The 24,387-nt window shown below is 58.8% G+C and carries 13 protein-coding genes; 10 read left to right on the top strand and 3 right to left on the bottom strand.

Annotated elements, in window-relative coordinates; all coding sequences use genetic code 11:
• Window positions 1-327: 327 nt before the first annotated feature.
• Window positions 328-1,851: a fumarate hydratase gene (locus HU743_RS09225; RefSeq protein WP_007916251.1), complete on the bottom strand. Its 1,524-nt coding sequence runs from the start codon at window positions 1,849-1,851 to the stop codon at window positions 328-330.
• A 220-nt stretch (window positions 1,852-2,071) separates the two neighbouring features.
• Window positions 2,072-2,236, bottom strand: a complete 165-nt coding sequence (locus HU743_RS09220; RefSeq protein WP_186648210.1) for a hypothetical protein — start codon at window positions 2,234-2,236, stop codon at window positions 2,072-2,074.
• Between the two features lie 82 nt (window positions 2,237-2,318).
• Between HU743_RS09220 and HU743_RS09215 the strand changes: the two genes are divergently transcribed.
• The 3 genes from HU743_RS09215 to HU743_RS09205 all read left to right on the top strand — a co-directional run bounded on the left by HU743_RS09215 (window position 2,319) and on the right by HU743_RS09205 (window position 5,265).
• Window positions 2,319-3,425, top strand: coding sequence for a GGDEF domain-containing protein (locus tag HU743_RS09215; protein ID WP_186552216.1), 1,107 nt, complete (start codon window positions 2,319-2,321; stop codon window positions 3,423-3,425).
• Window positions 3,418-4,353: an iron-sulfur-binding ferredoxin reductase gene (locus tag HU743_RS09210; RefSeq protein ID WP_186648209.1), complete on the top strand. Its 936-nt coding sequence runs from the start codon at window positions 3,418-3,420 to the stop codon at window positions 4,351-4,353. Before HU743_RS09215 ends, HU743_RS09210 begins: the two co-directional genes overlap by 8 nt.
• A gap of 162 nt (window positions 4,354-4,515) precedes the next feature.
• Complete coding sequence (locus HU743_RS09205; protein ID WP_186648207.1) at window positions 4,516-5,265, top strand: enoyl-CoA hydratase-related protein; 750 nt, start codon at window positions 4,516-4,518, stop codon at window positions 5,263-5,265.
• Between the two features lie 181 nt (window positions 5,266-5,446).
• Here the strand turns inward: HU743_RS09205 and pyk are convergent, their stop codons facing one another.
• Window positions 5,447-6,898 carry a pyruvate kinase gene (gene pyk / locus HU743_RS09200; RefSeq protein ID WP_123530057.1) on the bottom strand — a complete coding sequence of 484 codons (1,452 nt, stop codon included), beginning with the start codon at window positions 6,896-6,898 and terminating at the stop codon, window positions 5,447-5,449.
• Between the two features lie 187 nt (window positions 6,899-7,085).
• Here pyk and HU743_RS09195 point away from each other — a divergent pair, with 187 nt between their 5' ends.
• The 7 genes from HU743_RS09195 (at window position 7,086) to HU743_RS09165 (ending at window position 24,383) form a co-directional block, all read left to right on the top strand.
• The gene (locus HU743_RS09195) at window positions 7,086-7,424 is read left to right on the top strand and encodes a hypothetical protein (RefSeq protein WP_186648205.1); all 339 of its coding nucleotides are present in this window, start codon (window positions 7,086-7,088) and stop codon (window positions 7,422-7,424) included.
• A gap of 181 nt (window positions 7,425-7,605) precedes the next feature.
• Complete coding sequence (locus HU743_RS09190; RefSeq protein WP_186552220.1) at window positions 7,606-7,992, top strand: tetratricopeptide repeat protein; 387 nt, start codon at window positions 7,606-7,608, stop codon at window positions 7,990-7,992.
• Window positions 7,993-8,219: 227 nt separating this feature from the next.
• Entirely contained in the window at window positions 8,220-8,579 is a 360-nt protein-coding gene (locus HU743_RS09185; protein ID WP_186621579.1) for a PilZ domain-containing protein, read from the top strand.
• A 669-nt stretch (window positions 8,580-9,248) separates the two neighbouring features.
• Window positions 9,249-12,380, top strand: a complete 3,132-nt coding sequence (locus tag HU743_RS09180; RefSeq protein ID WP_186648203.1) for a hypothetical protein — start codon at window positions 9,249-9,251, stop codon at window positions 12,378-12,380.
• A gap of 123 nt (window positions 12,381-12,503) precedes the next feature.
• Window positions 12,504-16,160: a Tc toxin subunit A gene (locus HU743_RS09175; protein ID WP_186648201.1), complete on the top strand. Its 3,657-nt coding sequence runs from the start codon at window positions 12,504-12,506 to the stop codon at window positions 16,158-16,160.
• A 53-nt stretch (window positions 16,161-16,213) separates the two neighbouring features.
• Entirely contained in the window at window positions 16,214-20,326 is a 4,113-nt protein-coding gene (locus tag HU743_RS09170; protein ID WP_186648199.1) for a neuraminidase-like domain-containing protein, read from the top strand.
• Complete coding sequence (locus HU743_RS09165; RefSeq protein WP_186648197.1) at window positions 20,319-24,383, top strand: Ig-like domain-containing protein; 4,065 nt, start codon at window positions 20,319-20,321, stop codon at window positions 24,381-24,383. Before HU743_RS09170 ends, HU743_RS09165 begins: the two co-directional genes overlap by 8 nt.
• Window positions 24,384-24,387: the final 4 nt, after the last annotated feature.

Genomic DNA, 24,387 nt, shown 5'->3' with positions numbered 1-24,387 from the left:
AAGAGGGGGCGTCAGGCAACGAATTCGTTTAATGACACCCTGCATTCGCGAGCAAGCTCGCTCCCACAATGGGATTTGCGTGCTGGCGCGATTCTGAGTGCGCCGCTAAAACTGTGGGAGTGGGCTTGCTCACGAAGAGGACGTGTCAGGCAACGAATCTGTTGACTGACACCCCGCATTCGCGAGCAAGCCCGCTCCCACAATGGGTTTTGTGGGCAGTCGCGAATCTGGATACCATCCGCCCACAGGTTTTGGGCAGGGTGATCCGGGCACAAAAAGGCCGCCCCGGCATTTGCCGGGGCGGCCTTTTCATTTCGGTGTCAGTGCTTACTGCACTTCTACCGCCAGGCTTTCGCTGATCTTCTGTTGCCAGATCGCGGGACCGGTGATGTGTACCGACTCACCTTTGCTGTCCACCGCCACGGTGACCGGCATGTCCTTGACCTCGAACTCGTAGATCGCTTCCATGCCCAGCTCGGCAAACGCCAGTACCTTGGACTTCTTGATCGCTTGCGCAACCAGGTAGGCGGCGCCGCCCACGGCCATCAGGTACACGGCTTTGTTGTCCTTGATCGCTTCGATTGCGGTCGGACCGCGCTCGGACTTGCCGATCATGCCCAGCAGGCCGGTCTGCTCGAGAATCTGCCGGGTGAACTTGTCCATCCGCGTCGCGGTGGTCGGGCCAGCGGGGCCAACCACTTCGTCACCGACCGGATCAACCGGGCCGACGTAGTAGATGAAGCGACCTTTCAGATCTACCGGCAGGGTTTCACCCTTGTTGAGCATCTCGACCATGCGCTTGTGCGCGGCGTCGCGACCGGTGAGCATTTTGCCGTTAAGCAGCACGGTTTCGCCCGGCTTCCAGCTCTGCACGTCTTCCGGGGTCAGGGTGTCGAGATTTACACGACGAGCCGACGGGCCGGCTTCCCAGACGATTTCCGGGTAGGCGTCCAGCGGTGGCGCTTCCAGCGAGGCCGGGCCGGAACCGTCGAGCACGAAGTGCGCGTGACGGGTGGCGGCGCAGTTGGGGATCATGCACACCGGCAGGGAGGCGGCGTGGGTCGGGTAATCCATGATCTTCACGTCGAGCACGGTGGTCAGGCCACCGAGGCCCTGGGCGCCGATGCCCAGTTGGTTGACCTTCTCGAACAGCTCCAGACGCATTTCTTCGATGCGGTTCTGCGGACCACGGGCCTTGAGTTCGTGAATGTCGATGGACTCCATCAACACTTCCTTGGCCATCACCGCGGCTTTCTCGGCGGTGCCGCCGATGCCGATGCCGAGCATGCCCGGCGGGCACCAGCCGGCACCCATGGTCGGCACGGTTTTCAACACCCAGTCAACGATCGAGTCGGACGGGTTGAGCATGGCCATTTTCGATTTGTTCTCGGAACCGCCGCCCTTGGCCGCCACGTCCACTTCCACGGTATTGCCCGGGACGATGGAGTAGTGAATCACCGCCGGGGTGTTGTCCTTGGTGTTTTTACGCGCACCGGCCGGGTCGGCCAGAATGGATGCACGCAGGACGTTTTCCGGCAGGTTGTAGGCGCGACGCACGCCTTCGTTGATCATATCGTCCAGGCCCATGGTGGCGCCATCCCAGCGCACGTCCATGCCGACACGGACGAACACGGTGACGATACCGGTGTCCTGGCAGATCGGGCGGTGGCCGGTGGCGCACATGCGCGAGTTGATCAGGATCTGCGCCATCGAATCACGGGCCGCTGGCGATTCTTCGCGCAGGTAGGCTTCGTGCATTGCCTGGATGAAATCCACGGGGTGGTAATAGGAAATGAACTGCAGGGCGTCGGCAACGCTCTGAATCAGGTCGTCTTGCTTGATCACGGTCATGAGTCGCGCTCCTCTAAAAAACGGTGGGGCAGCTACAAGCTTCTAGCTTCGAGCGGCAAGATAAAGCATTACGCGGACAGCTTGAGCTTGGGCTTGCCGCTTGAAGCTTGCGGCTTGTAGCTGTCCCTCTGTGGCGCGACGCTAAAAAGGCGCGGCAGTATACCGCGCCTCGGTGGGGCGTACACGCGCCAGCAGCCATTCTCTGCGGCAGCTACAAGCTTCAAGCTTTGAGCGGCAAGTTGAGCAGTACGCCGACTGCTTGAGCTTGCGGCTTGGAGCTTGCAACTTGAAGCTGGCCCTTTGTGCCGGGCGTGCCGGGGCTATTGGCGGCATCAGCGGGCCATGCATTTGACGTCAATTTTCGAGCCTGAAAATCGGTGGTCATTTAGCGACCGGGCCTCTAAAGTGGCATCCGGTCTGTAGAGTAGGACACTCGGTCAGCCTCTTATCGCACGGTGAGTCAACGATTGACCCATAACGCCATTCAACGCCTTTTGCTCAAACGCTTTGCCCTCGCTGCGGCCACCTACGGATTGGCTTTGCTGCTGCTGTGGCTGGCGTTTTTCACCGGGCATTACCAGCAATCCCTGAGCGGAGTGGCCATCGGCAGTGCCCTGGTGGTCATCAGCCAGGCGACTCTGTTCGGGCTATTCTGGAGCGGTCGCAACCAGCGCTTTGCCGACCCCAGCCTGACCGAAGCGCAAGTGCTGATGGGGCTGGGTTGGCAAACGTGGCTGATCGCCCATGTCGACGAGGCGCGCGGCGCGTTCCTGGTGTTTTATGTGCTGATCCTGCTGTTCGGCCTGTTCCATCTCACGCGACAGGTGTTCATCCGCTGCGCGCTGCTAGTGTTCTTCAGTTTTTCCGCGATTACCCTGTGGGACGCTTACCATTTCCGCCTGGCCGAGCCTGCGCTCGCCGCGCTGCAAGTTTGCATTCTGGCGATGGTGCTGGCATGGCTGGTGCTCTATGCGCGCTTCGTCCAGGTTTCCCGGCAACGTCAGCGCCAGCGCCGGTTTGCCTTGCAGGCACATCAGGATACCTTGCGCGGGATGATGCGCCAGCTCGAAGACCTGGTCGCCACCGACGAACTGACCGGCCTGTTCAATCGCCGGCACTTTCTGCGCATCGCCTCACGCGAGCTGAATGCGCTGGACAGTGATGTGATGCACGGTCTGGCCTTGATCGATCTGGACCACTTCAAACGCATCAACGATCTGCACGGCCACGCCGCCGGCGATCAGGTGTTGCAGGCGTTTGCCGGCGTGGCGCAAGCGTGCCTGCGCGATGGCGATGTCCTGGCGCGCTATGGTGGCGAAGAATTCGTCGTGCTGGTGCCCGACTGCGATGCCGAGCGGCTGACCGCCTGCTGCGAGCGTTTGCGCATCGCCTTCACCGAGGTTGAATTGATGGGCCTGCAAGTGCGCAACCTGAGCCTGTCGGCCGGCATGACGCTGTTGGCCGTCGGCGATGATCTGGACGAGGCCTTGCAGCGTGCCGATCAGGCGCTTTACCGGGCCAAGCGCGACGGACGCAATCGCTGTGCAGCCGCGTGGGAGAACGTCGATGCCTGAACTTCGTGTCGGTGAACGGCTATGGTCGGTGGCGGCGGGCAGCAACCTGCTCGATGCCCTCAACCAGAACGGCGCGACCGTGCCTTACAGCTGCCGCGCCGGCAATTGCCATGCGTGCCTGGTGCAATGCGTGCGGGGCTTGCCCGCCGACAATCGTCCGGACGCCTTGAGTGCCGTGCAGCGTCAGGATGGCTGGCGTCTGGCGTGTCAGTGCCAGGTGATTGAAGATCTGCAAGTACACACTTTTGACCCGCTGACTGACGGGCGCCCGGCGCAGGTCGAAGCATTGGACTGGCTCAGCGACAACCTTCTGCGCCTGCGCCTGATCCCGCAGCGACCACTGCGCTACAGCGCCGGGCAACATCTGGTGCTGTGGATCGATCACATCGCCCGGCCATATTCGCTGGCGAGCCTGCCGGAAGAAGACCGCTTTCTGGAGTTTCATCTCGATTGCCGCCAGCCCGGCGAATTCGTTGATGCCGTGCAAAAGTTGCAGATCGGCGACTCGATCCGGCTCGGCGAACTGCGTGGCGGTGCGTTGCATTACGACCCGGACTGGCATGACCGGCCGCTGTGGCTGCTCGCTGCCGGCAGCGGTTTGGGGCCATTGTTCGGGGTACTTCGCGAAGCCTTGCGCCAGAATCACCAAGGCGCCATTCGCCTTATTCACCTGGCCCATGATGCGCGTGAGCACTATCTGGCCAAACCCCTGGCGGCATTGGCCGCCCAGCGGGAAAACCTCAGTGTCGAGCTGTGGACGGCGGCCGACTCAGCCGCTGCTTTGGCGCAACTGCGCCTTGTTTCCCGGCAAACCCTGGCCTTAGTCTGCGGCTCGACCGCCAGTGTCGACGCCTTCGCCAAGCGTCTGTACCTGGCCGGACTGCCGCGCAATCAACTGCTGGCCGACGTATTCCTGTCCCGCAGTTAAGCGCTTGACTTTTTAGGGGCGAAGTTTGCTTGTGGCGAGGGAGCTTGCTCCCGCTTGAGTGCGCAGCGCTCATGGATTTTTTGCGACCGCTGCGCAGCCCAGCGGGAGCAAGCTCCCTCGCCACAGTTGATTTTCTTGAGCCCGACACCGTTGAGAGACGCCATGACCGAAGCCATTGTGCTGGAGCGCGAACGCGGTTTACTGACCCTGCGCCTCAATCGTCCGGACAAGAAAAACGCCTTGACCCGCGCGATGTACAGCCGCCTCGCTGAAGCGCTGAAACAGGCTGACAGCGACCCGCACATCAGCGCCGTGCTGATCACCGGCGGCGCCGAGTGTTTCACCGCCGGTAACGACATCGCCGACTTCATCCAGCAACCGCCGAGCGACCTCGACAGTCCGGTGTTCCACTTCATGCTAAATCTGCTCGAATGCCGCAAACCGGTGATTGCCGCTGTGGCCGGTGCAGCGGTGGGCATCGGCACGACGCTGTTGCTGCATTGCGATCTGGTCTACGTCGCGGGCGATGCGCGCCTACGCATGCCGTTCGTCAACCTTGGTTTATGCCCGGAGTTCGGCTCCAGCCTGATTTTGCCGCGCTTGCTCGGTCAGGCCCGAGCGGCGCAGTTGCTGTTGCTTGGCGAGGGCTTCAGCGGTGAGCAGGCCGCACAGTGGGGCCTGGCCACCGAAGCGTCGGCCAATGGCGAGGCAGCGTTGTGCAAGGCGCGGGAAGTGGCGCTGCGTTTTGATGAGCTACCGGCTGAAGCCGTGCGCATCAGCAAGCAATTGATGCGCGCGCCGGATCGCGAATTGATCCGCAAGGTGATCGAGGAGGAAGGCGCGTTGTTCACCCAGCGGTTGCGTACGCCCGAGGCGTTGGCGGCGTTGAGCGGGTTCATCAAACGGCATTGAGAACTTTGTCGGTCGGGCCGGGCCTTTCGCGAGCAAGCCCGCTCCCACAGGGTGGAATGCATTCCAGATGTGGGAGCGGGCTTGCTCGGGAAAGGGGACGATCGGTCAATACCTCTGCTGGATCAGAAAACCAAAAGCCCCGCCATTCACATGGCGGGGCTTTTGCTTTTCAGCGCTTCACTCAGACCTGCGGATCACCGACATGCAGAATCTTCATGCCATTGGTGCCACCGGTGGTGTGGTAGCTGTCGCCCTTGGTCAGGATGACCCAGTCGCCTTTCTCGACCACGCCGCGCTTGACCAGCTCGTCGATGGCTTTCTGGCTGACTTCGTGCGGTTCCAGCGAAGCCGGATCGAACGGGATGGTGTACACGCCACGGAACATCGCGGCGCGCGCCTGGGTCTCGCGGTGTGGCGAGTAGGCGTAGATCGGCACCGAGGAGCGGATGCGCGACATGATCAGCGGCGTGTAGCCACTTTCAGTCAGGGCGATGATCGCTTTCACGCCCGGGAAGTGGTTGGCCGTGTACATGGTCGCCAGTGCGATGCTTTCGTCGCAGCGGGTGAATTCCTTGCCGATGCGGTGGCTGGAGGTCTTGCCGGTCGGGTGCTTCTCCGCGCCAACGCAGATGCGCGCCATCGCTTGCACAGCTTCCAGCGGATACAGGCCCGCAGCGGATTCGGCCGAGAGCATCACGGCGTCGGTGTAGTCGAGCACGGCGTTGGCCACGTCGGATACTTCGGCGCGGGTCGGCATCGGGTTCTGGATCATCGACTCCATCATCTGGGTCGCGACGATCACCGCTTTGTTATGACGGCGCGCATGCAGAATGATTTTCTTCTGGATGCCCACCAGCTCGGCGTCGCCAATCTCTACACCGAGGTCACCACGGGCAACCATTACCGCGTCGGAAGCCTTGATCAGACCGTCGAGGGTTTCGTCGTCGGCCACGGCTTCGGCGCGCTCGATCTTCGCCACCAGCCAGGCGGTACCGCCGGCCTCGTCGCGCAGTTGACGGGCGTATTCCATGTCGGCGGCGTCACGCGGGAAGGACACTGCGAGGTAGTCGACTTCCATCTCGGCAGCAAGCTTGATGTCGGCCTTGTCTTTTTCAGTCAGGGCCGGTGCGGTCAGGCCGCCACCGCGACGGTTGATGCCTTTATGGTCGGACAGCGGACCGCCGATGGTCACGATGCAATGCAGTTCGGTGGCGGTGGCGGTTTCGACGCGCATCACCACGCGACCGTCATCGAGCAGCAACTCGTCACCGACGCCGCAGTCCTTGACCAGATCCGGGTAGTCGATGCCGACCACTTGCTGGTTGCCTTCGGTCAACGGATGGCTGGTGGAGAAGGTGAACTTGTCACCGATCTTCAGCTCGATCTTCTTGTTGGCGAATTTGGCGATACGGATTTTCGGGCCTTGCAGGTCACCGAGCAGGGCGACAAAGCGGCCGTGCTTGGCCGCCAGATCACGCACCAGCTTCGCGCGAGCCTTGTGCTCGTCGGGGGTGCCGTGGGAGAAGTTCAGACGGGCGACGTCCAGGCCAGCCAGAATCAGCTGTTCGAGAACTTCCGGCGAGTTACTGGCCGGGCCAAGGGTAGCGACGATTTTGGTACGACGGACGGACATGCAAAGACTCCTGAGTTCAAGCGCAGGCAGAGGCTACTATGCTCGAAGGGTGTAGTCATTGTTCGTTTGCACTACTTATTCGTTTTTATTTCTTATCGAACATGCTGAAGTGCTTCGGTGTAAAAACACACCGTTGGTCGGGACTGTCATTTATGTCAGGTAGGCAGATGTCAGCAGGATCGTTGTAATGCTCTGGTACTCGTCAATGACTGGCGAGGATATGGAGATGAAGAAAATGACTGCGGAAAAAAACGATCTTCCCATTCCGGTAATCATTGAACCAGTGGAGGGGGCAAAAGTGGGGCGCCGATCACTGATTTCAGGGACGGCAGAGCCAGCGGGCGATATCGTAGAGGTTTTCAAGGTCGCAGGAACTCAACTGCTTCGGGCAACGGTCGCCGCCGATGGTCTGTGGTCAGGAGCGCTGGAGAATCTGGCAACAGGACAGCATACGATCACGGCTAAACTCGTTAGAGGTAATCAAAGCTCAGCATGGTCACCCCAACGTAGTTTTACGGTTGAATAGACTCAAAGTGTTCGACTTATTGCCCTTGTGTCCTCATGGATCAGGGGCCTTGTTGACGCAGAATGTTCAGCGCTGATGCTCCCGGCACGGTCGCACTCCCTTCTATACTTTTGCATCGTTCATCGCTGACTGAAGATTTCTGTGCAGGTGTCGATACAAAGCACAAGACAGGAGATCCCCCATGCGATTGTTGCCCATTGCCGCCCTTGCCCTTAGCGTTCTCGCCGTCACGGGCTGCACCCGTTGGTCGATGAACCATCATTTGAACAACGCTTACAGCGCCTATGATCGTGGCAATTGCGAGCAGGTCATGCTCGAACTGTCCAAAGTCGAGCGCGCCAGCCGTGCCCGGCCGTATGTGTGGCCGGAAGTGTCGATGATGCGCGGCCAGTGCCTGGAGCGGCAGAAGCTTTTCATCGACGCGGTGCAGACCTATCAGTTCATCATCGCCTCGTACCCCAACAGTGAATACGCCTACCGCGCCCGTGCGCGCCTGGAAACCCTGCAGAGCCTGGGCCATTACCCGACTCGTAGCGCGGCGGCCGTGGTGCGGCCGACCCGTTTCTGATCGGTTCGTCCTACAAAATCTGGCTGCTTGTACAAGCTGGGCTATAGTCCAATGAACCGGGTTTAGAGTTGAGTCTCTAACCGGGGCAACACCTGCAACTGGCAGTAGTAAGGTGACGGCGATGTCGCGACCGTCACACCGGAAGCGGGGAGAGCGTGCCTGCCACACCGGCGCGTTCCGAAGCAAAGGTGCGGCTCCGTGACGGGGCCTTGCATGGCGAACTGCGCATGTTTACCGACCGCCGGATCGAACGGCATCAACTGCCGTATTTCCTCAGAGTGTTCAACAGCGTTACCGACAAGCCCATCGGCTTTCTCGGTAACGTGTCCAACGACGGATTGATGCTGATCAGTCCACTGCCGATGTGGGTTGGCGTGGATTTCCGATTGCGCTTGAAGATCCCTTGCGGCGACGGTTGCCAACAAATCATCGACTTGACCGCCTGTTGCCTGTGGTGTCACGAAGACGTCACGCCACTGCATTACGACGCCGGTTTCAGCCTGCAACAACCGCCGGCAGAATACGCGCAACTGGTCGGGGCGCTGCGCCAGTATTTCAGCTTCCAGCCACTGCCGGCCTCGGCCTGATGCATAACCGTTAAAGCTTCGCGAGCAGGCTCGCTCCCACCTTCAATCGCATTTGCAACTGACGGGATGCGAACAACTGTGGGAGCGAGCCTGCTCGCGAAAGCGCCAGTACCGGCAACGCCTTTCCAGGCCCAGGCCAGCGTAATCGCCCGCTCGTGATCCAGCGCCTTCTGCGCAAGCAGCAAACCCGTCTCGCTCAATTGATAGATCGCCATCGCCAGGTGCCGCGGTTTACCTCGTCGCGATTTGAACGAACGAATGGGGTGGCGGCTGTAGGCAGGTTAGTCGGCCGGGAGTGCACAAACCGGCGCGCCCAAGGGCGCCCTGCAAACAGCCACCATCGAGTGCGGGGATAGGGAGTACCCGACTGGATGACGCTTGTACGCAATGCACATGACCCGGGCGACTAAACCCGACCACTGATTGGCAGCGGCACGGATCACGTTACGGGGCATCAGCAAGGCGCACAAGCCGGCGGATTCTGAGTGATGTGTAGGCAAAGGCGCAGAGTGATGGAGCCGTGCGGGATTGGCTGACGGACATTGCCAGGTTGCTATGTGGGAAGAGTTACCGCTGGTCGGGACTGTCAGATCTTACAGGTGCCAAATCTTGTATTCCGGACTTTAAATGAAGCGCTCACTTGCCGACAGGACGTACAGGAAACTCACGATGACCGAGGATTCAAATACAGGCCCCGACGCACCTGAAGACGCCCCTTCACAGCAGCCATCCTCTGCGCAAGGCGCCAAATCCGGTGCCCCGGGGGTGTTGATCAACGGGCCGGAGTATGGGCACACAGGCCCGGTACTGATTGATAAATGGGTAGATTTGACCTTCAGGATCCCACAGCGAGACGGTCTGGATCACCAGACCATAATTTGGTTCGTAACAAGCGGCGGCAGCGTAAAATTAATCGACCGTTATTTTCGCGATTACGACTGGCACACCGTTTACCTTGGCGAACTCGCGGAAGGATATTCGGGCAGATTTCAGGCTCAGTGGAACTACAGGGGTAAGTGGTCAGATATGACCTACCTGGACGCGGTGGTCAGGCGTGCCGCCGCTTTTGATCCCGTTAATGTGGTAGGCGAATGGGTGCATGGGACTGCCCGACAAGGCAGCGTCATCAAGCTTGTAGTTCCCAACAGCGCTGACAGTGCATTGAGTGAAGCGGCCACAGCCGGTGCGGACGGGCGATGGAGCGCGAGACTGCTGCCGTCTGTAACGCAAGGCGCACGGACCTTCCTTATTCGGGAGGATTTCTCCGGGACGACAGGCCGATACACTCAGACAACGGTATTTACTGTAATCAAGCCTGTAACATTCACTGACATTAACGCTACTGCTTTACAACGGCCGCGTATTGAAGGTACCGGTGGCTTTCCCGGTGCAACGGTAGATGCTGTCATCCTGAACACCTCTACCAAAGTGTTGGCAAACGCCAGGGTAGAGGGCAATGGAACATGGGGAGGTACCAGCATTTATGACTTTGCACCCGGGCAAAGCCATACCCTGAGCATTCGGCAAACTTACGGCGACGGTACCTCCGGAGGTACCATAAGTGACTTTTACGTATTGGGTTCACCGTATATCGAGTCGCCGATAGCACTGCAAATCGTCGATACGACATCGCTGTTCAAGGGGGCCGTCCGAATCGCGGATGACAGTTCGGTCGTGATCCGTTCGGAAAATACTTCGGCCCAGATACAAACGCCGGTCAACTCCTCTTCGGGTGAATGGTCAACCTCGTTCACGCTGACGCCGGGGCCGCATTCAATTGTCTGCTGGCAAATCTACAAAGGCCAGCCATCGGTCAGCAACATCCCCTTCGGCATACGGGTACGCCCGGACAAGCCGACGGGTACGTACACGCAGCACGGCGACACCATCACCTTTTCCGGCACTGGGCATTACGATCCGAAACTCATTACACAGGTCCAGTTCTCCGTCACCGCGGGTGGAGGCGATGCGCCGCCTACTGTAACGATACCGGCGACTGGCAAATGGGAGTCATCCGTTGCCGGTTGGGACTTTGGCAGCTACACCGTCGAGGTGATCCAGAAAATTGGCGACGGTGCCAACGGCTGGATCGAGTCGCATCCCTTCCGATTCACGGTTAACCACCTGTTACCCGATGTCAGTGACGTCAAATACACCCGGGACTACCAGCCGACGTTCAGCGGCAAAGGTTATAACGGCGCCACGGTGCAACCGCGCAAACCCAATAGCGCCGATCTGGAAGCCCCCGCCGTGGTTGTCGCCAGCGGCCAATGGTCGAGCAAGGCGTTGGCAGTCTGGGGGCCTGTGTTCGAGCGTGAAGTTCACATCAAGCAGGTTCTCGACGAGCACGAGTCGCCCAGCTGGGTCGTCCTCAAAGTCACCATTCCCCCTTTGGCTCCCGGCCTGGAACCGCCAGTCGAAGAGGGCCTTTCACCGTTTTTCAAAGGTACCTGCTGGCCGGGCGCTACGGTCAATATCACGTTCAGCGATGACCCCACCTCTTACGCGGCAACGGTTCAAGGTGAACTCTGGACCTTCAGACGGTCCACAGATTTTTACCCGGGTGTGCACACTGTTTCCGTCACCCAGTATTTTGCTCAGCAAACCTCGGTGGCAGTCGACGCAACCTTCACCGTCCAGATCCCCATGCTCAAACCGCGCATCACCGCACCCGCGGCGGGTGACGAGGTGGGGAGCGACGTTGAAATCTGCGGCAATAACGGTATGCAATTCGCCACGATGCAGTTGTACAACGCTCTGTTCGATCGGGCTGTGGGAAATCCCCTGCACCTGGAAAACAGCGGTGAGTGGCGCATAACGCTCAGCGACCTGGAGTTTGGTCAGTTCACGGTTTATGCCGTACAGACACTCGACTCACGCGATTCCGAGCGCAGTGAAAACCATGCTTTGAAGGTGGTGCTGTTGCCGCCGCGGATCACCACGCCGGAGGCTGGCGGCAAGTTGGCTCGCGAGGCAGCGCTTGAAGGCACCGGCAGGGCGGGAGGATGGGTCGACGTCTGGCTCGATGGCGATGACGAACCGTGGCAGCGCAATATTACCGTCGGCTGGAACAGTCTCTGGCGGCGCGAGGTGGAGTTGCCGGTGGGTAGCCATACCCTCCGGGTGCGGCAATCGTTTGATGACAACGGCACGGTGCACGAGTCCGCTTGCACCGATTGGATGTCATTCGATGTCGTCCCGGCCGCGCCTTTTATCGAGACTCCGGTCGAGGGCGAAGCGATTGGACGGCAAGCCGTGGTATCGGGTTTCGGGGTGCCTGGCGACACCGTCACGGTGACGCTGGCAGAGGGGGCGCGCTCAGTGCTGGCCAGCACCATTGTGCGTGAGGATCGCACCTGGTCGGTGATGTGCGACTGCGCTGCTGTGGCTGGAGGGCGTTACCAACTGCAAGCTGTCGCGTCTCTGGATACCTTCGAATCGGTTGAAGCGCGCCGAGCGGTTGTGCTGGGTATTTTTCTGCCCATCCTCGACGAGCCGGCCCCGGGAAGCTGGGTGGTCCATCCGTTGCAGTTTGCCGGTCGCGGCCGTCAGGGCATCGGCACCCTCGTGAGCTGGTACAACCCCGAGGTGTTCTGGGCGCCGGAGTTGGCCATCGTCGATGGGCAATGGCGCGGCGAGTCGATACGGGCACTCCCTGAAGGCGGTAACTGGTATCGGTTCAGGCAGACCATTACGGACGGCGCGGCTGGCGAGACGATTTCCGCTTGGGTCGACAGCGCACGCTTTGAAGTCGAACGCACGCGTGCGCCGGGGAGATATCATTCCGATGGGCGGTCTTAATACCTGTCAAAAATGACAGTAGACACGGCGGTCGCCCGGGCGCTCAATCTTACTCATGAAACAGGCAGCCTGACGCGCAACGTCAAGCCGCCAGGGCCAGTTGCTGCCTCAAGGAATTTGATCATGGCTGATCCGCGTCGTCCCGCTCTTCGATTGTTTACTGAATTGTTTGGTGAAGAGCAACAAATACATGACACCGGCCTGGCGAAACTCAAGGCCTACCTGACAGACAATGGATCGATTTTTCCTTTGGTGGAAAAGGGCGTCCAAGGTCTGAGGAGCGATTATCAGCTCGACCTGGAGGCCGCGCAGCGATTCGCACGCGGGGCCAACAGTATGGCCACGTATCTGCGCCGACAGTTCATCGAGCAGACGCTGACTGGCAAGACCGCCGTATCACGCAATGGCAGCGGTTTGCTTTCAATGGTTGATGGCCCCGATTATCAAGGCTTGATCGGCACCGATTTCGCGCTGCTGTGCCCGCCGGACGCACTGGAGTCGATCACGTCGCCGGTGGCCTATCTGATCGACTTGTTACGGTGGATTCGCGACCGTATCGACAACAAGAGCCCGGAAGAAAAGTATCGGCTGCACAGTCGCCGCACCGATCTGTTGGCGTTGAATGTCGATTACAACGCGGTCTATCAGTCGGTTTCGTCGGTCGACATCATCGTGGCAGTAATGGAAGCGTTCATCGACGAAAATACAGAGTCCGCAGAAACCGTGTCGATAGAAGATGAATTGATCGAGGCGCGCTATCCCAATGGTCTGCCGTACTACCAGCATTGGGTCACGATTGACAGCATTGCGCAGTCACATGGATTGTCGGTGGGGGATTTCGAGCATCGGACTGACCTGAATTTTCCCTATTTTCTTCAGGCCAACGCCCGTGGCCCCAACACCGGTGCCGGTTTCGCCCATGCGACGCGGTTGGGGCCCTATCAGCGGCAATTGCTCACGGAGGCGCGTGAGCAGTTTGACGGTCGGGAGTGTTTTTATAACCGAAACTTCGGTACCGACAATCTCCAGAAGTACGCGAATCTCCGCCAGGTGGCGTTTCTGGGCGAGCGCACCAAGCTCGACAGCTCGCAGATCGAAGCCTTGCTGTCTATTCGAGACTTTTCCCCGGTGCGCTCACCCAATGTCAAATTTGCGGATCAGAAACCCTCGGCTCCGGAAAGTGAACGTTCAGGGTCGGTCTACATCAACAACGGCACGTCACCTGCGGTGCGGATTGACGACGAGATCGTATCGTTCCATCGATTGACCGAAAGTCCAGACGAGGAAATCGGTTTCAATCGCTATGACCGGATAAACCAAATGGTGCGACTGGCCAGTTGGATCGGACTACCATTCGACCAGGTGGATGCTGTATTGGTGGCAGCCATCAGGGCAACAGCGCTTGGTAATTCACCGAAACTTCTTCCGCTCGATCTGGATATATCGAGCGGCGCCGTGCATGCCTTGGGGCTATTTCAGACGTTGCGCGAGCGCTACGACTGCCCGGCCGCGGACTTCGCGGCGTTTATCGGTGATCTGTCGGTTTACGGGCGGGGCGAATCGCTCTCCTCGTTTGACCAGGTCTTCAATAATCAAGCGGGTTATCGCGAGTCCTTGAAGCTCGACGACGGTACGTTTGCGGTGACGCCGACGCCGGGCGAAGTGGATTTGACGGTCAGCCAGCTGTGCAGTGGCCTGGCGATCGACCTGCAGACCTATGCCTTTCTGGCTGCCACGGTAGCCATGGCTCATGGTCAAACCGATAAGCTGCCGCGCAGTTTGCCGATCATCTCGAGCTTTTACCGTCTGGTGAAACTGCCCCGGCTATTGAACATCACACCGGTCGAAGGTGTGCTGATGCTGTCGCTGCTGGGCGGGGATGCCTGGCTTGAGCGCTTCGCGGGCATTCCTGTCATTTACGATGAGCCGGCGGATTTGCCGGATGCGCTGGAACTGATCGAAGCCATGCAAAGTTTCGTGCAGTGGTGCGCGCAAGGCAACTTGACAGTGTTGTGGGTGCTGCAACACGCCGTTGCGGCGCAACCGGCGCTGGAACCCACCACACAGGACCTGCAGTTTTTCGAGCAGGTTCGCAATTTGTTGCCAACGACCCTGTTATCCAACAGCGTATTCCTGATGGCTGGTGTACCGCCGGCCGGCGCTGCCGACTGGCTCGATTTTCTAGCGACATCCGCTGATGGCCTGAACCCGATTGTCGACGCCAATGGCGTGGTATTGCACCTGGAGGGGACATCCGAGCACTTCCTGTCCATCGTCCGCTCGAAAGTCACTTGGGCGGTCGACAATGCCTTGGGTCTCAGCGATACGATCCTGCGTCAGAGCATCATCGACATCATGGTCAGCGTGGTGGTGCAGATGCGCGATGCTCAGACATCGCTGGTCAGAGAGACCCTGGCTGTGTATGCCGGAGTGGGAGTGGAGCAGGCCATACCGATTTTGTACTGGGCACAGGCTACTGTTCCTCAATTCCTTAGCCTTGTGCATGAACAGGTGGGGATGAGTTCCGTGGGCTCGGGCCGCAATTCTGGCCGCAATGCCAATAAGCTGCTCGACCTGTTGGCTGAAGTGCGCCGACGCAGCGAGGTGGTATTGACGCTTGCACTCAGTGCCGAGCTGTTGCAGGACTATCTGGATTACGGCTATCTCGCCTGGCTCGATCAGTCGGACAAGTATGCGTTGACGATACGCACACTCTATTACCTGACGACACTCACCCGTGCTTTCGCCCTGGGCGACCAGCCGGCGCAGAAACTGTTGGATTACCTGCGCCAGGTCAATGCGCTGCCGTATGTCACGGGTGACGCCGCTGCGCTGGCGCGGCAGGCAGCTGCGATCAAGCTGGCTGACTTTTTTGGCTGGAGCGTGCAGGAGGTGCGCGAGTGTGTCAGCCGCATCGATTCCACCGACCTCAAAGTATTGAAAAACCTCACTCAGCTCGATTTTCTGATACGTGTTCTAGAACTGTCCCGCGAAACCGGCATGGATGCACTGACGATTTTCCTGATCGGCAATTTGCCCGAGTCCATTGACAAACAAGCCTATGCCGATGCCGCCGAACTTGCTCTGCTGGGCGCGTCCGGTGCGCGAGCACCGTTGATGCCAGTGCCGGGTGATCTCAACGCGTTGGTCACGGTCGTCTGCGAGGTGGTGGGTGACAGTACCGTCGTCGCCAACAAGCCAGGGGAAAAAGTCACCTATAAAGTGACCCTCAAAAACGCCGCAGGGAAGGCGCTAAGCGGTGTCAGCGTCTACTGGCGGGCGGCTCTGGGCACGATTGCAACCGGCCACACCGACCTGGACGGAGTACTGCTTGCCACGTTTACCCCCGGCAAGATCGTGGGCATTGACACGCCACTGTTATGGCTGGACTTGTTCGAGCCGCAGTACGCGCCGCCTGTCGAGATCACCACCGATCACTCTTCGTTCTCTTTTCCGCTTGCCGAACTGTCGCCGACTCCTTTGACGGACGTGCCTGCCGGGCAGGAAGTCGAACTCTACGCGGTGCTGGAAGACGACTATGGGAACCGCGGGCAAAACTCGCTGGTGGAATGGTTTGGGCAAAGCACTCCGCCTTCAACAGTCAATGGCGCAACGATTCGGCCATCGCAGGGGTTCACCGATCACCAGGGACTCACGCGGGTTTTTGTGTCCAGCGCGTCGGGCGGCACGTTCACTTTTAAAGTCCGCACTCAGGCGGGTGACGCCGAAAGAAATTTCGTCGACCCCATCAAATTCGACGCTCCGTCGAACCCCGAGTAAGCGCGATCGCCTGACAAATGTTTGTTTCCGGGTCATAACTCAGGAGCTGGATCATGACAGTGAGCAACCTTAGGACGCTGCTGGAAAAACGCCGTTCGGCGCTGCTTGAATATTGCATCGGCAGAGCGGGCAGAGAGCATTATCCTTTCCTGAGAACGCCGGCAGATCTGTTCGAATTGCTGCGCATGGATCCGCTGGATACTTACCAGGTGCAAAGTTCGTGGGTGGCCGAAGCAACGAGTTGTGCTCAGCAGTACATCCATGCGGTCTATCGCAAGCTGGAACCCGGATTTGAGAAGCAGGAGTTCGACAAGCGTCACTTGCTCGAATGGGAACTCTATAACAACTACCCCGACTGGGCAGCAGTGCAGATGATTGCGTGCTACCCGGAAAACTTCATCAATCCGTTTGTGCGTCTGCGCAAGACCAGCCTGTTCAAGAATCTGGAAAACAACCTCAACCAGGCGCGCTTGAGCGACGACTCCGTGCAGGCGGCATTGCAGGAATATCTGCAGGAATTCGAGCAAACCTGCGACCTGGACGTGATCAGTTGCTACATGGACGGGACGACGCCTGCCAGAGCCGATTATTACTTTGTCGGGCGCCAGCGAGTGCAGCCGTTCCAGTATTTCTGGCGCAAGGCCGAGATTGAACTGGGTACCACCAGCACGGCGGTCAATCCGGCGGCCTGGAGTGAATGGCAAGCGGTGGATATCCCGGCTGCCGACCAGGTACTGGATGTCCGCCCGGTGTTCTGGAATGGCCGTCTGTGCCTGGTCTGGGCGCAGTGGCGCGACAAAGTCATCGCTCGGGAAGAGACGGATTCTGTCCCGTACAAACTGGATATCAACCTGGCGTTCAAGACGCAGAGTGGCCAATGGTCGCCGCCGTTGAATGTTCACAGTTCGGAGCACGATCATGCACTTGCGCCGGGCACACGCTTGATTGCGAGCGTGCGCATCGATTACCTGAATCCCAAGGGCAAGCTGGGTATTTTGATGACGGGCAGGTTTACTGAGGTAAAGCTTGCAGACTTCAGGGTGCATGCGGTTTACGACGTGCTGATGCGCCCCGATCCCTATGATCCCGGCGACTGGCTGGAGCAGGCGTTGAATCGATTCATCAGTCGCGAAACCGTACAACATTCGCTGAACAGTCAAGTGCCGGTGATAACCCGTACGGAGCCTGCGGGTAGCCTCACACCGTACCTGGGTCTGCAAGTGACGGCTCTGCGGGTATTTGATGAGGTTGAGAAGCTTGAAAAAGATGTACTGACCGTGCGTGGTTTTTGCTGGCCTACGGGGCTACCCTCCGGGCAGCAAGAGCTGACACTCGAGCTGCTGCTGCTGCCAGCGGGTGGAGACCCAGCACCGATAAAGATAAATTTCGATCAGGCGGGCGGCTGGGTCACCGAGCCGCTGACCTTCAAGCGGGACAAAGGCACATGGCCGAATCCGAGCACTTTTTCATTTGGATCCTCCACTGCCGCGCTGGGAGTAAAGCTGTTTGATCTGACGGTCATCGATCTGCTGGACTTCGTCCCAGTGACGCTGCACAAAAACAGCGTCGATGCTGCACAGTTTCTATCCTTCAATCAGGATAAGCTGAAGCTGAAGTTTGTCCGGCTTAACTCATTGTTTGGCTCGGAGTTGGTGCGCAGTTCGCATATTTCCGTCGATGCTGTACTGGACTGGCACCTGCAGTTCATTCAGGAGCCTGCGCCGGTCGGACATAGTGTCGATGAACCCAATGGTGCCTTCAACGGCGCCAATGGTTTGTGCTTCTATGAGCTGTTTTTTCACCTGCCGCATTTGATGGCGACGCGCTTGCGCGATGAAGATCGCTTCCGGGAGGCGCAACGCTGGCTACACTACGTGTTCGATCCCCAGGCGCCTGCCGACCCGCTCGACGATCCAGCCTTTCCCGATCCGAAACCAGCGTACTGGCGTTGCCGGCCTCTGGACGTCAAAAAGGGTTCCGGGGATCCTGGGTGTGAGAGCCAGAACCCCACGGATCCGGATGCTATTGGCTATGCGGCGCCGGCGCATTTCCAGATCCTGATGTTCACCGAATACGTGAAAAACCTGATGGCCTGGGGCGACTGGTATTACCGGCAACTGACCCGTGACAGTCTGGTGGCGGCCAAGTTGTGCTACGTCCAGGCCGGCTTTCTGATGGGCAAGGCGCCTACCGCCAACACGGCGACCCGCTGGAAAACCGACACGGTTGCAAGCCTCCTGGCCCAAAGCGCCTCGCGGCCCTGGCTCGAAGCCTTGGAACAGGAGCTGGACTTCAGTCTGGAGGACTATCCCGCCGCCTCCGACATACCGCCGATGCTCGGGTTGCTGGGGTGCGAGCCCTTTAAAATTCCCATCAATCAAAGGCTGCTTGACCTGTTTGCCGCGCCTGAACTTCGGCTGCATAACTTGCGTAACAATCTCACTCTCGACGGCACGCCCTTGTACATTCTGCTGTTCAGTCCGCCCACGGACCCGAATCAATTGCTGCGCGATCTGGCGGCCGGTGGCGCGGCCGGGCCGAGACCGATGGGCGGGCGACTGGTGGTCAATGCTTTCCGTTGGCGCGTGACATTCGAAGTCGCATTGCGAGCGGTGCAGGCATTACAGGAGTACGGCAATCAGGTACTCAGTCTGCTGGAGCGCCGCGATCGCGCCGAACAGGAAGAGTTGCAGCAAAGTCATCTGGTCGAACTGGGTCACTATGCCCAGACGGTTCAGGAACAGTCCATCGCCCAGTTGGAGGCCTCTGTGACGGCGCTGCAGCAGAACCGGGCACTGGCGCAAGAGCGGGCCAGCGCTTACGCAGCGCGTTACGACGAAAACGTTTCTGCCATCGAGTATCAGGTCATGGCGAGCCTGAGCCAGTCGAAATCTCTGGCGTTGCAATCCACGATCCTGAAAACCGCAGGAGGCGTCGTCGCGGCGTTGCCAAAAATCTTTGGCATGTCCAATGGCGGCTTCAAACCCGAGCATACGCTGGATGCCGCTGCTTTTGTCTTGGGGGTCAATTCGTCATTGCTGCAAATCGACGCCGACCGACAGGCCACCACTGAAGGATACCGTCGGCGCCGCGGTGACTGGGCACTGCAACGCAATCAGGCGTTGGCGGAAGTGCGTGCCATCGATGCGCAGATTGTTGCGCAGGGCCACGCGGTCAGCGCGGCACGAACCAGCCTGGAACAGGCCGTGAGGGCCAACAGCCAGGTATTGACGGTGTTCAACTACCTGAAAAAACGCGCGGCCAACGCCGAGTTATTTGACTGGATGCTTGGTCAGCTCAAGGCGCTCCATTATCAGGCCTACGATGCGGTCATCAGTCTGTGCCTCAGCGCTCAGGCCTCGCTGGCTGCCGAAACCGGAGACTACGATGCACAAGCACCCTTGCCTCAGGTCTGGCTCGATCACCGCTATGGTCTGACCGCCGGTGACCAACTGCGTCACTTCATGATGGGTCTTGAGCAAAAATACGTGCAAAGCCGGGAGCGGCGCCTGGAATTGGTAAAAACCATCTCCTTGCGGCAGTTGTTCGAGGATTCGAACGATCGTCAAGCCGGCATTGCCGACTGGGCGCAAGCGTTGCAGCAACTGCGCGAAACGGGCGTGCTCGAATTCAAACTGACCCAACTGCTGTTTGATCGTGATTACCCGGGCCATTTCTGCCGGCAGATCAGTGCGGTAGAGATCGATCTGCCCGTGCTGACCGGACCGTTCGAAGATGTGCGGGCGACCTTGCTCCAGATCAGCAGCATGACGGCTACCCGGCCAACCACGCAGTCTGTGCAGTATTTGCATGACCCTTCAGGGGTAGCGCCTCTGGATGTGCTGATCAACCTGCGCAGCGCCCAGCAGATCGCGTTGTCGAAGGGGATTGCCGACGACGGCATGACCCACGTGAAACCTGATGAAGGGTTGCTCAATCCGTTTGAAAACACTGGTGTGATCTCTCGTTGGAGACTGACTTTCCCTTGGCCGAAGAAACAACCGCAAGCCGGCATGCTTCAGTCGTTGCCCGACATCATTATGCGTATTCGCTATACCGCCAAGCCTGGTGAACCCACCTTCGAGCAAAAAGTCGCGGGTCTGGTCCCCCAGGCTGAAACCCCTGGCCTGAATAGGCCCGGCAAAGGAGTGAGCAGTCATGACTGAACCCGCCATCCAGGCGAATGAAAGTCTGGTACGCAATGGTTATTTCACCGAGGCGCTCAGTGAATGGAGGCGTAAAGGAATCGTCGGCCGGGGCAGTGAAATGTATGAAGGGTGGTTAACCGCATTTATGGAGCTAAATGCCGGGGGCTCGGCCACTCAGGTCATTACGCTCCCTAAAACATCCGCTGCCAACGCGAGTTACCGGTTTTCGTTTCTGTGCGAGCTGCGCAAAGGGGCGCAATGGTCGGGACAACCAGGCTGTTTGCGCATCCTCAATGGTGATGACGAGTTGCTGAGACTGGAACTTGTCGAGGGGCTCGATCGCGACCCCGAGCAAGATCAGGCACGCCTGGCGGAGGGGCAGCCGCTGGTTTTCGAGCCGCTTTACTATGAGGCCTCACTGGATCCTTTTGGCTTGGTCAGCGGTGACAAGCTAACCGTGGAGGTCAACGGTGTTCCGGCCAATCCGCCAGATAATCGCTCGTCAGTCTGCATCACTCACATTGACCTCCAATTGAAGCTGGAGGCGTTGGAACTCAAGGAAATAGATCTGGATGAACAAACCTTGGCACCGGGTTCAACCGTGTATCTGTGCCTGGGGGCATCGCTTGGTAACAGCCAGGGCAACCCGCTTTACATGCCGCACAATCTGTCGGTTAAAGCTGTGGCAGACAGCGCCTGGCTGGATACCAAAACTGCCTTGATCCAGCACGGTAACCCGATGGAAGCGGTTAAGGCCACCCCTGATTGGGGCGTCGAACATGAACTGACGTCGCGTTGGGTACTCGACTGCCCGGTAATCGGTGAAGAGAAAAGTCACGACTTCTCGATCAGCCTGGTTAATCAGTACAACGCTGAACCTTATGTAATCGATGTGTCGTTGGGACATCACCGCCTGGCTATCCGCTACGTGCAGGAAGCGGCTTATTACCCCGTTCTGGAATTGAAACAGAGTGTCCAGTTGGGCGTGCAGGTCATTTCGTTCTACACCAGTCAGGCGCTTGATGACCGGCAGGTCAGGTGGACGAGTGCAGCGCAGGGATTGCTGGGCACCGGCACTACCAATGAACAGGGTTGGGTGTACTTCGATTTTGTCCCTGAGCAAGCGGGCGAATTTGTCATCACGGCGTCGGTCGACAGCCCTTATTACGCCAGTGGCGAGGTGACTCATGAATTTCCGGTGACAGTGCTGCAAACCGATCCCTGGGACGAGTTGCGTTGCGTTGTCGAGGAGCAAGTTACCCTCTGGAATGTGATCGGCTATCCCAATCGTGGCACCGATTATCCCTTCGTCGTGCGTTGGCCGGTCGGCAGTGCTTTGCTGGGGACTGCCCTGTCGCTGCACTGGAGCGGCGTCGGACATGAAGAGTTGAAGGTCACGATTGACCCGCCCCTCAAGCAACCGGTCGCCTTCGATGGGGACGATAGTGTCTGGACGCTGGCCTGCGAGGACTGGCTCGACGGTCGCTTTGAGCTGTCACTGGTCTGCTCGAAGCTGTTGTTGCCATCGCCGCGTAAACCCATGTCGCTGGCGCGCAACAAGGTCAGGATCGTTGACACGCGCGGACCGAACCTTTCGCCGGTAGTCGAGGACTCTGGAAAGACATTGATGCGGGTGCAAGTGGTGCATGTCACCGACAAGGGGGCCGGTGAGCCAGTGATTGATGCGCTGGTCGACTGGCAGACCCCCGAGAGTATTGTCACGTCTCGTACCGGCAGTGGGGGCTGGGCCAGCCTGTACTACCGGCCGTTGACGGCTCTGAACAACGAGCCAGTCAGCGCAAGGGTCAGTGCCTACCAAGGCGGACCGGTAGATGAACACGTGTTTTTTGTTACGGCGTTTGAACGCGACGAGTGGAAAGACAAGATCAGCATCACCTTTGATGGCGGGCGACCTACCCAGGCAGGAATCGTTTGCAAGCGGGGCCAGACGCATATCCTGGCGGTCCGCGCGCTTGCTGACAGCCCGCTGATTGGCCAGGCAATCACGCTTGGCTGGCGAGGCGAAAAACCAGCAATTGGCCTGGATGTGAGCGACGAGGGCGTACCCAAAATATTGCGCGAAGGGGAAGATCTTCAGTGGACGTTCAGTTCTGATCGTATCGAGAGTACCAGCAGTATTTTCGAGGTGAAGTTGGTGACCGACTCTCTCGTGGATCGAGAGTTGTTCTGCCGACTGTTATCAACTGACATTCATGACGAAATGACCGTCGTCCTGGATCAACTGACCGACCTGAGGGGGCAGCCACTCTTTCCGTGTATTGGCGCTGTGCATCGCTATATCTTCCGTACAAATGCGCTAAGCCCTTTAGTGGGTATCGACATGGATCTGTTCTGGAGTGGAAGCTCGGCAGAAGCGCTTGGAATCGAATTGAGCCCACCACCGAAAAGCCTGAATATTGTGGATGACAGCGGGTTTACGTGGACGCTGGACTGTTCAAAAAGTATGAACCCCGGGACTTTCAGCCTCCAGTTCGTTATTCACTACTCTGGCTCGAGCGACGTTAACGAAATGTCCCTTGCCCACAATAAAATCACGATTTCGGACGCGCGTGGAGCCGCGGTGGATCCGGTCATTGGACAAGAGCCAGCATGGATGTGGCTGAAAGTAAGCTCCCCGTTTCTTTCCGATCTGGCTTTGGAGGGAATACCTGTTCAATGGACAGTCAACGGCACTACCGAAGAGCATTCGACGGGTGCCGACGGCTGGAGTGGTTTTCCCGTTGTGCCAGCCATCGCAGGTGAGCAGGTGGTGACCGCGTCGATTCGCAGCCCTTATGACGGTTTCGAAGAAAGTCGCTCGATGAAAATCGTATCGTTGGCGGACGATCCGTGGGCCGCGTTTGAATACAGTTTCGACTCCAGGCCGTTCAAGCCATTGGGGCAAAACACTGAGTTCCCGCGGCGCAATGGCCAGCACAACCTGCGCGTGAGAGCCGCGGATGGCAACGCTTTGCTGAATCAATACCTGACACTGGGAATGAGGGGCACCGGGCCGACGGAGCTGGGGATACGCTTTAAGGAGCCACGGCTGGGTGAACCCCGGTTGTTTTCAGACGCCGGAATGACCTATCAGTTTGAGGCAAGCGACGTCAAGGATGGGAGTTTTGCCTTGCTCTTTTCCTCTGCTCGGTTGGCCCGTTTGTCTCCTGTTATTGCAATGTCACTGGGGCAGGGCAAACAGACGGTGAAAATTGCGGAACGTTCGCGAAGCAGTCAGACGCTGTTGTGGGGCGAGGCTGTGTCGGAGCAGATCACGCTTGTTTCCGCTATCAGTGGCAGGCCTATGGCTGGGATGAAGGTCCTTTGGCACAGTCCGGACCTTGGCGAGGTGACCACCACGACCAATTTCCATGGCGAGGCGCGGGTTCGGTTTGTGCCCACGACACCGGGAGCGGCGCAACTGACCGCCACGGTGGGTGGTGAGCAGTATTCGGAGTCGATTTCGTTGCCGTTTTTTCTGCACGAGCCTCGAGAAATCAAAGAACTGCTCAGCGACTCTTTCTCCGGTTATCCGGGGCAACAGATGACAGCACAGGCGCTGGTGGTGTCGGCAATCACTGGGGAACCATTGGCCAATGTCGAAGTGATGTGGGAGTACGACGATACGCCATTGCCGGAAACAATGACGGGGGACGATGGCAGGGCGACGGTTCGTTTTACCTTGACGGTGTCGGGGGAGGCCTCGTTATCGGCAACGGTAAAAGGAGGTCGGAGTGGCTGGCAGGTGGCAAGTTTGTTGATGACTGTCAACGAGGAACTTCCTGCAGCAGTGGCCTCAGTGACTGCCTCGCCAAATCCCGTTCCAGTTGAGACCTACGTAACCCTGACGGCACTAATCGTGGCCAGGGAATCGCGGGAGCCAATGCCGGGTCGCAGAATCTTCGTTTCCCTCAACGGGTTGCAACCCTACATAAGCGCTACTGATCAGCGCGGGCAATACCAGACTCATTTCAGGCCGATGCGCGTGACGGAACAGGTCTCGCTTCGCGTCGAAGTCAACAATGGTGATGGGACCTCGGACAGCGGTTTTGTCGAGGTCAGAGTCATCAATTGACGTG

The sequence above is a fragment of the Pseudomonas sp. SWRI99 genome (assembly GCF_014270125.1).
GTDB classification, from domain to species: Bacteria; Pseudomonadota; Gammaproteobacteria; order Pseudomonadales; family Pseudomonadaceae; genus Aquipseudomonas; species Aquipseudomonas hamedanensis.
The sequence above is the reverse complement of the archived record's forward strand: the minus strand, read 5'-3'. Positions and strand labels throughout refer to the sequence as shown.

Coding starts and splice junctions, on each gene's coding strand:
- HU743_RS09190 (WP_186552220.1), top strand. CDS start 7,606: ATGCGATTGTTGCCCATTGCCGCCCTTGCCCTTAGCGTTCTCGCCGTC.
- HU743_RS09185 (WP_186621579.1), top strand. CDS start 8,220: ATGTTTACCGACCGCCGGATCGAACGGCATCAACTGCCGTATTTCCTC.
- HU743_RS09210 (WP_186648209.1), top strand. CDS start 3,418: ATGCCTGAACTTCGTGTCGGTGAACGGCTATGGTCGGTGGCGGCGGGC.
- HU743_RS09195 (WP_186648205.1), top strand. CDS start 7,086: ATGCTCTGGTACTCGTCAATGACTGGCGAGGATATGGAGATGAAGAAA.
- HU743_RS09170 (WP_186648199.1), top strand. CDS start 16,214: ATGACAGTGAGCAACCTTAGGACGCTGCTGGAAAAACGCCGTTCGGCG.
- HU743_RS09180 (WP_186648203.1), top strand. CDS start 9,249: ATGACCGAGGATTCAAATACAGGCCCCGACGCACCTGAAGACGCCCCT.
- HU743_RS09205 (WP_186648207.1), top strand. CDS start 4,516: ATGACCGAAGCCATTGTGCTGGAGCGCGAACGCGGTTTACTGACCCTG.
- HU743_RS09225 (WP_007916251.1), bottom strand. CDS start 1,851: ATGACCGTGATCAAGCAAGACGACCTGATTCAGAGCGTTGCCGACGCC.
- HU743_RS09175 (WP_186648201.1), top strand. CDS start 12,504: ATGGCTGATCCGCGTCGTCCCGCTCTTCGATTGTTTACTGAATTGTTT.
- HU743_RS09220 (WP_186648210.1), bottom strand. CDS start 2,236: ATGACCACCGATTTTCAGGCTCGAAAATTGACGTCAAATGCATGGCCC.
- pyk (WP_123530057.1), bottom strand. CDS start 6,898: ATGTCCGTCCGTCGTACCAAAATCGTCGCTACCCTTGGCCCGGCCAGT.
- HU743_RS09165 (WP_186648197.1), top strand. CDS start 20,319: ATGACTGAACCCGCCATCCAGGCGAATGAAAGTCTGGTACGCAATGGT.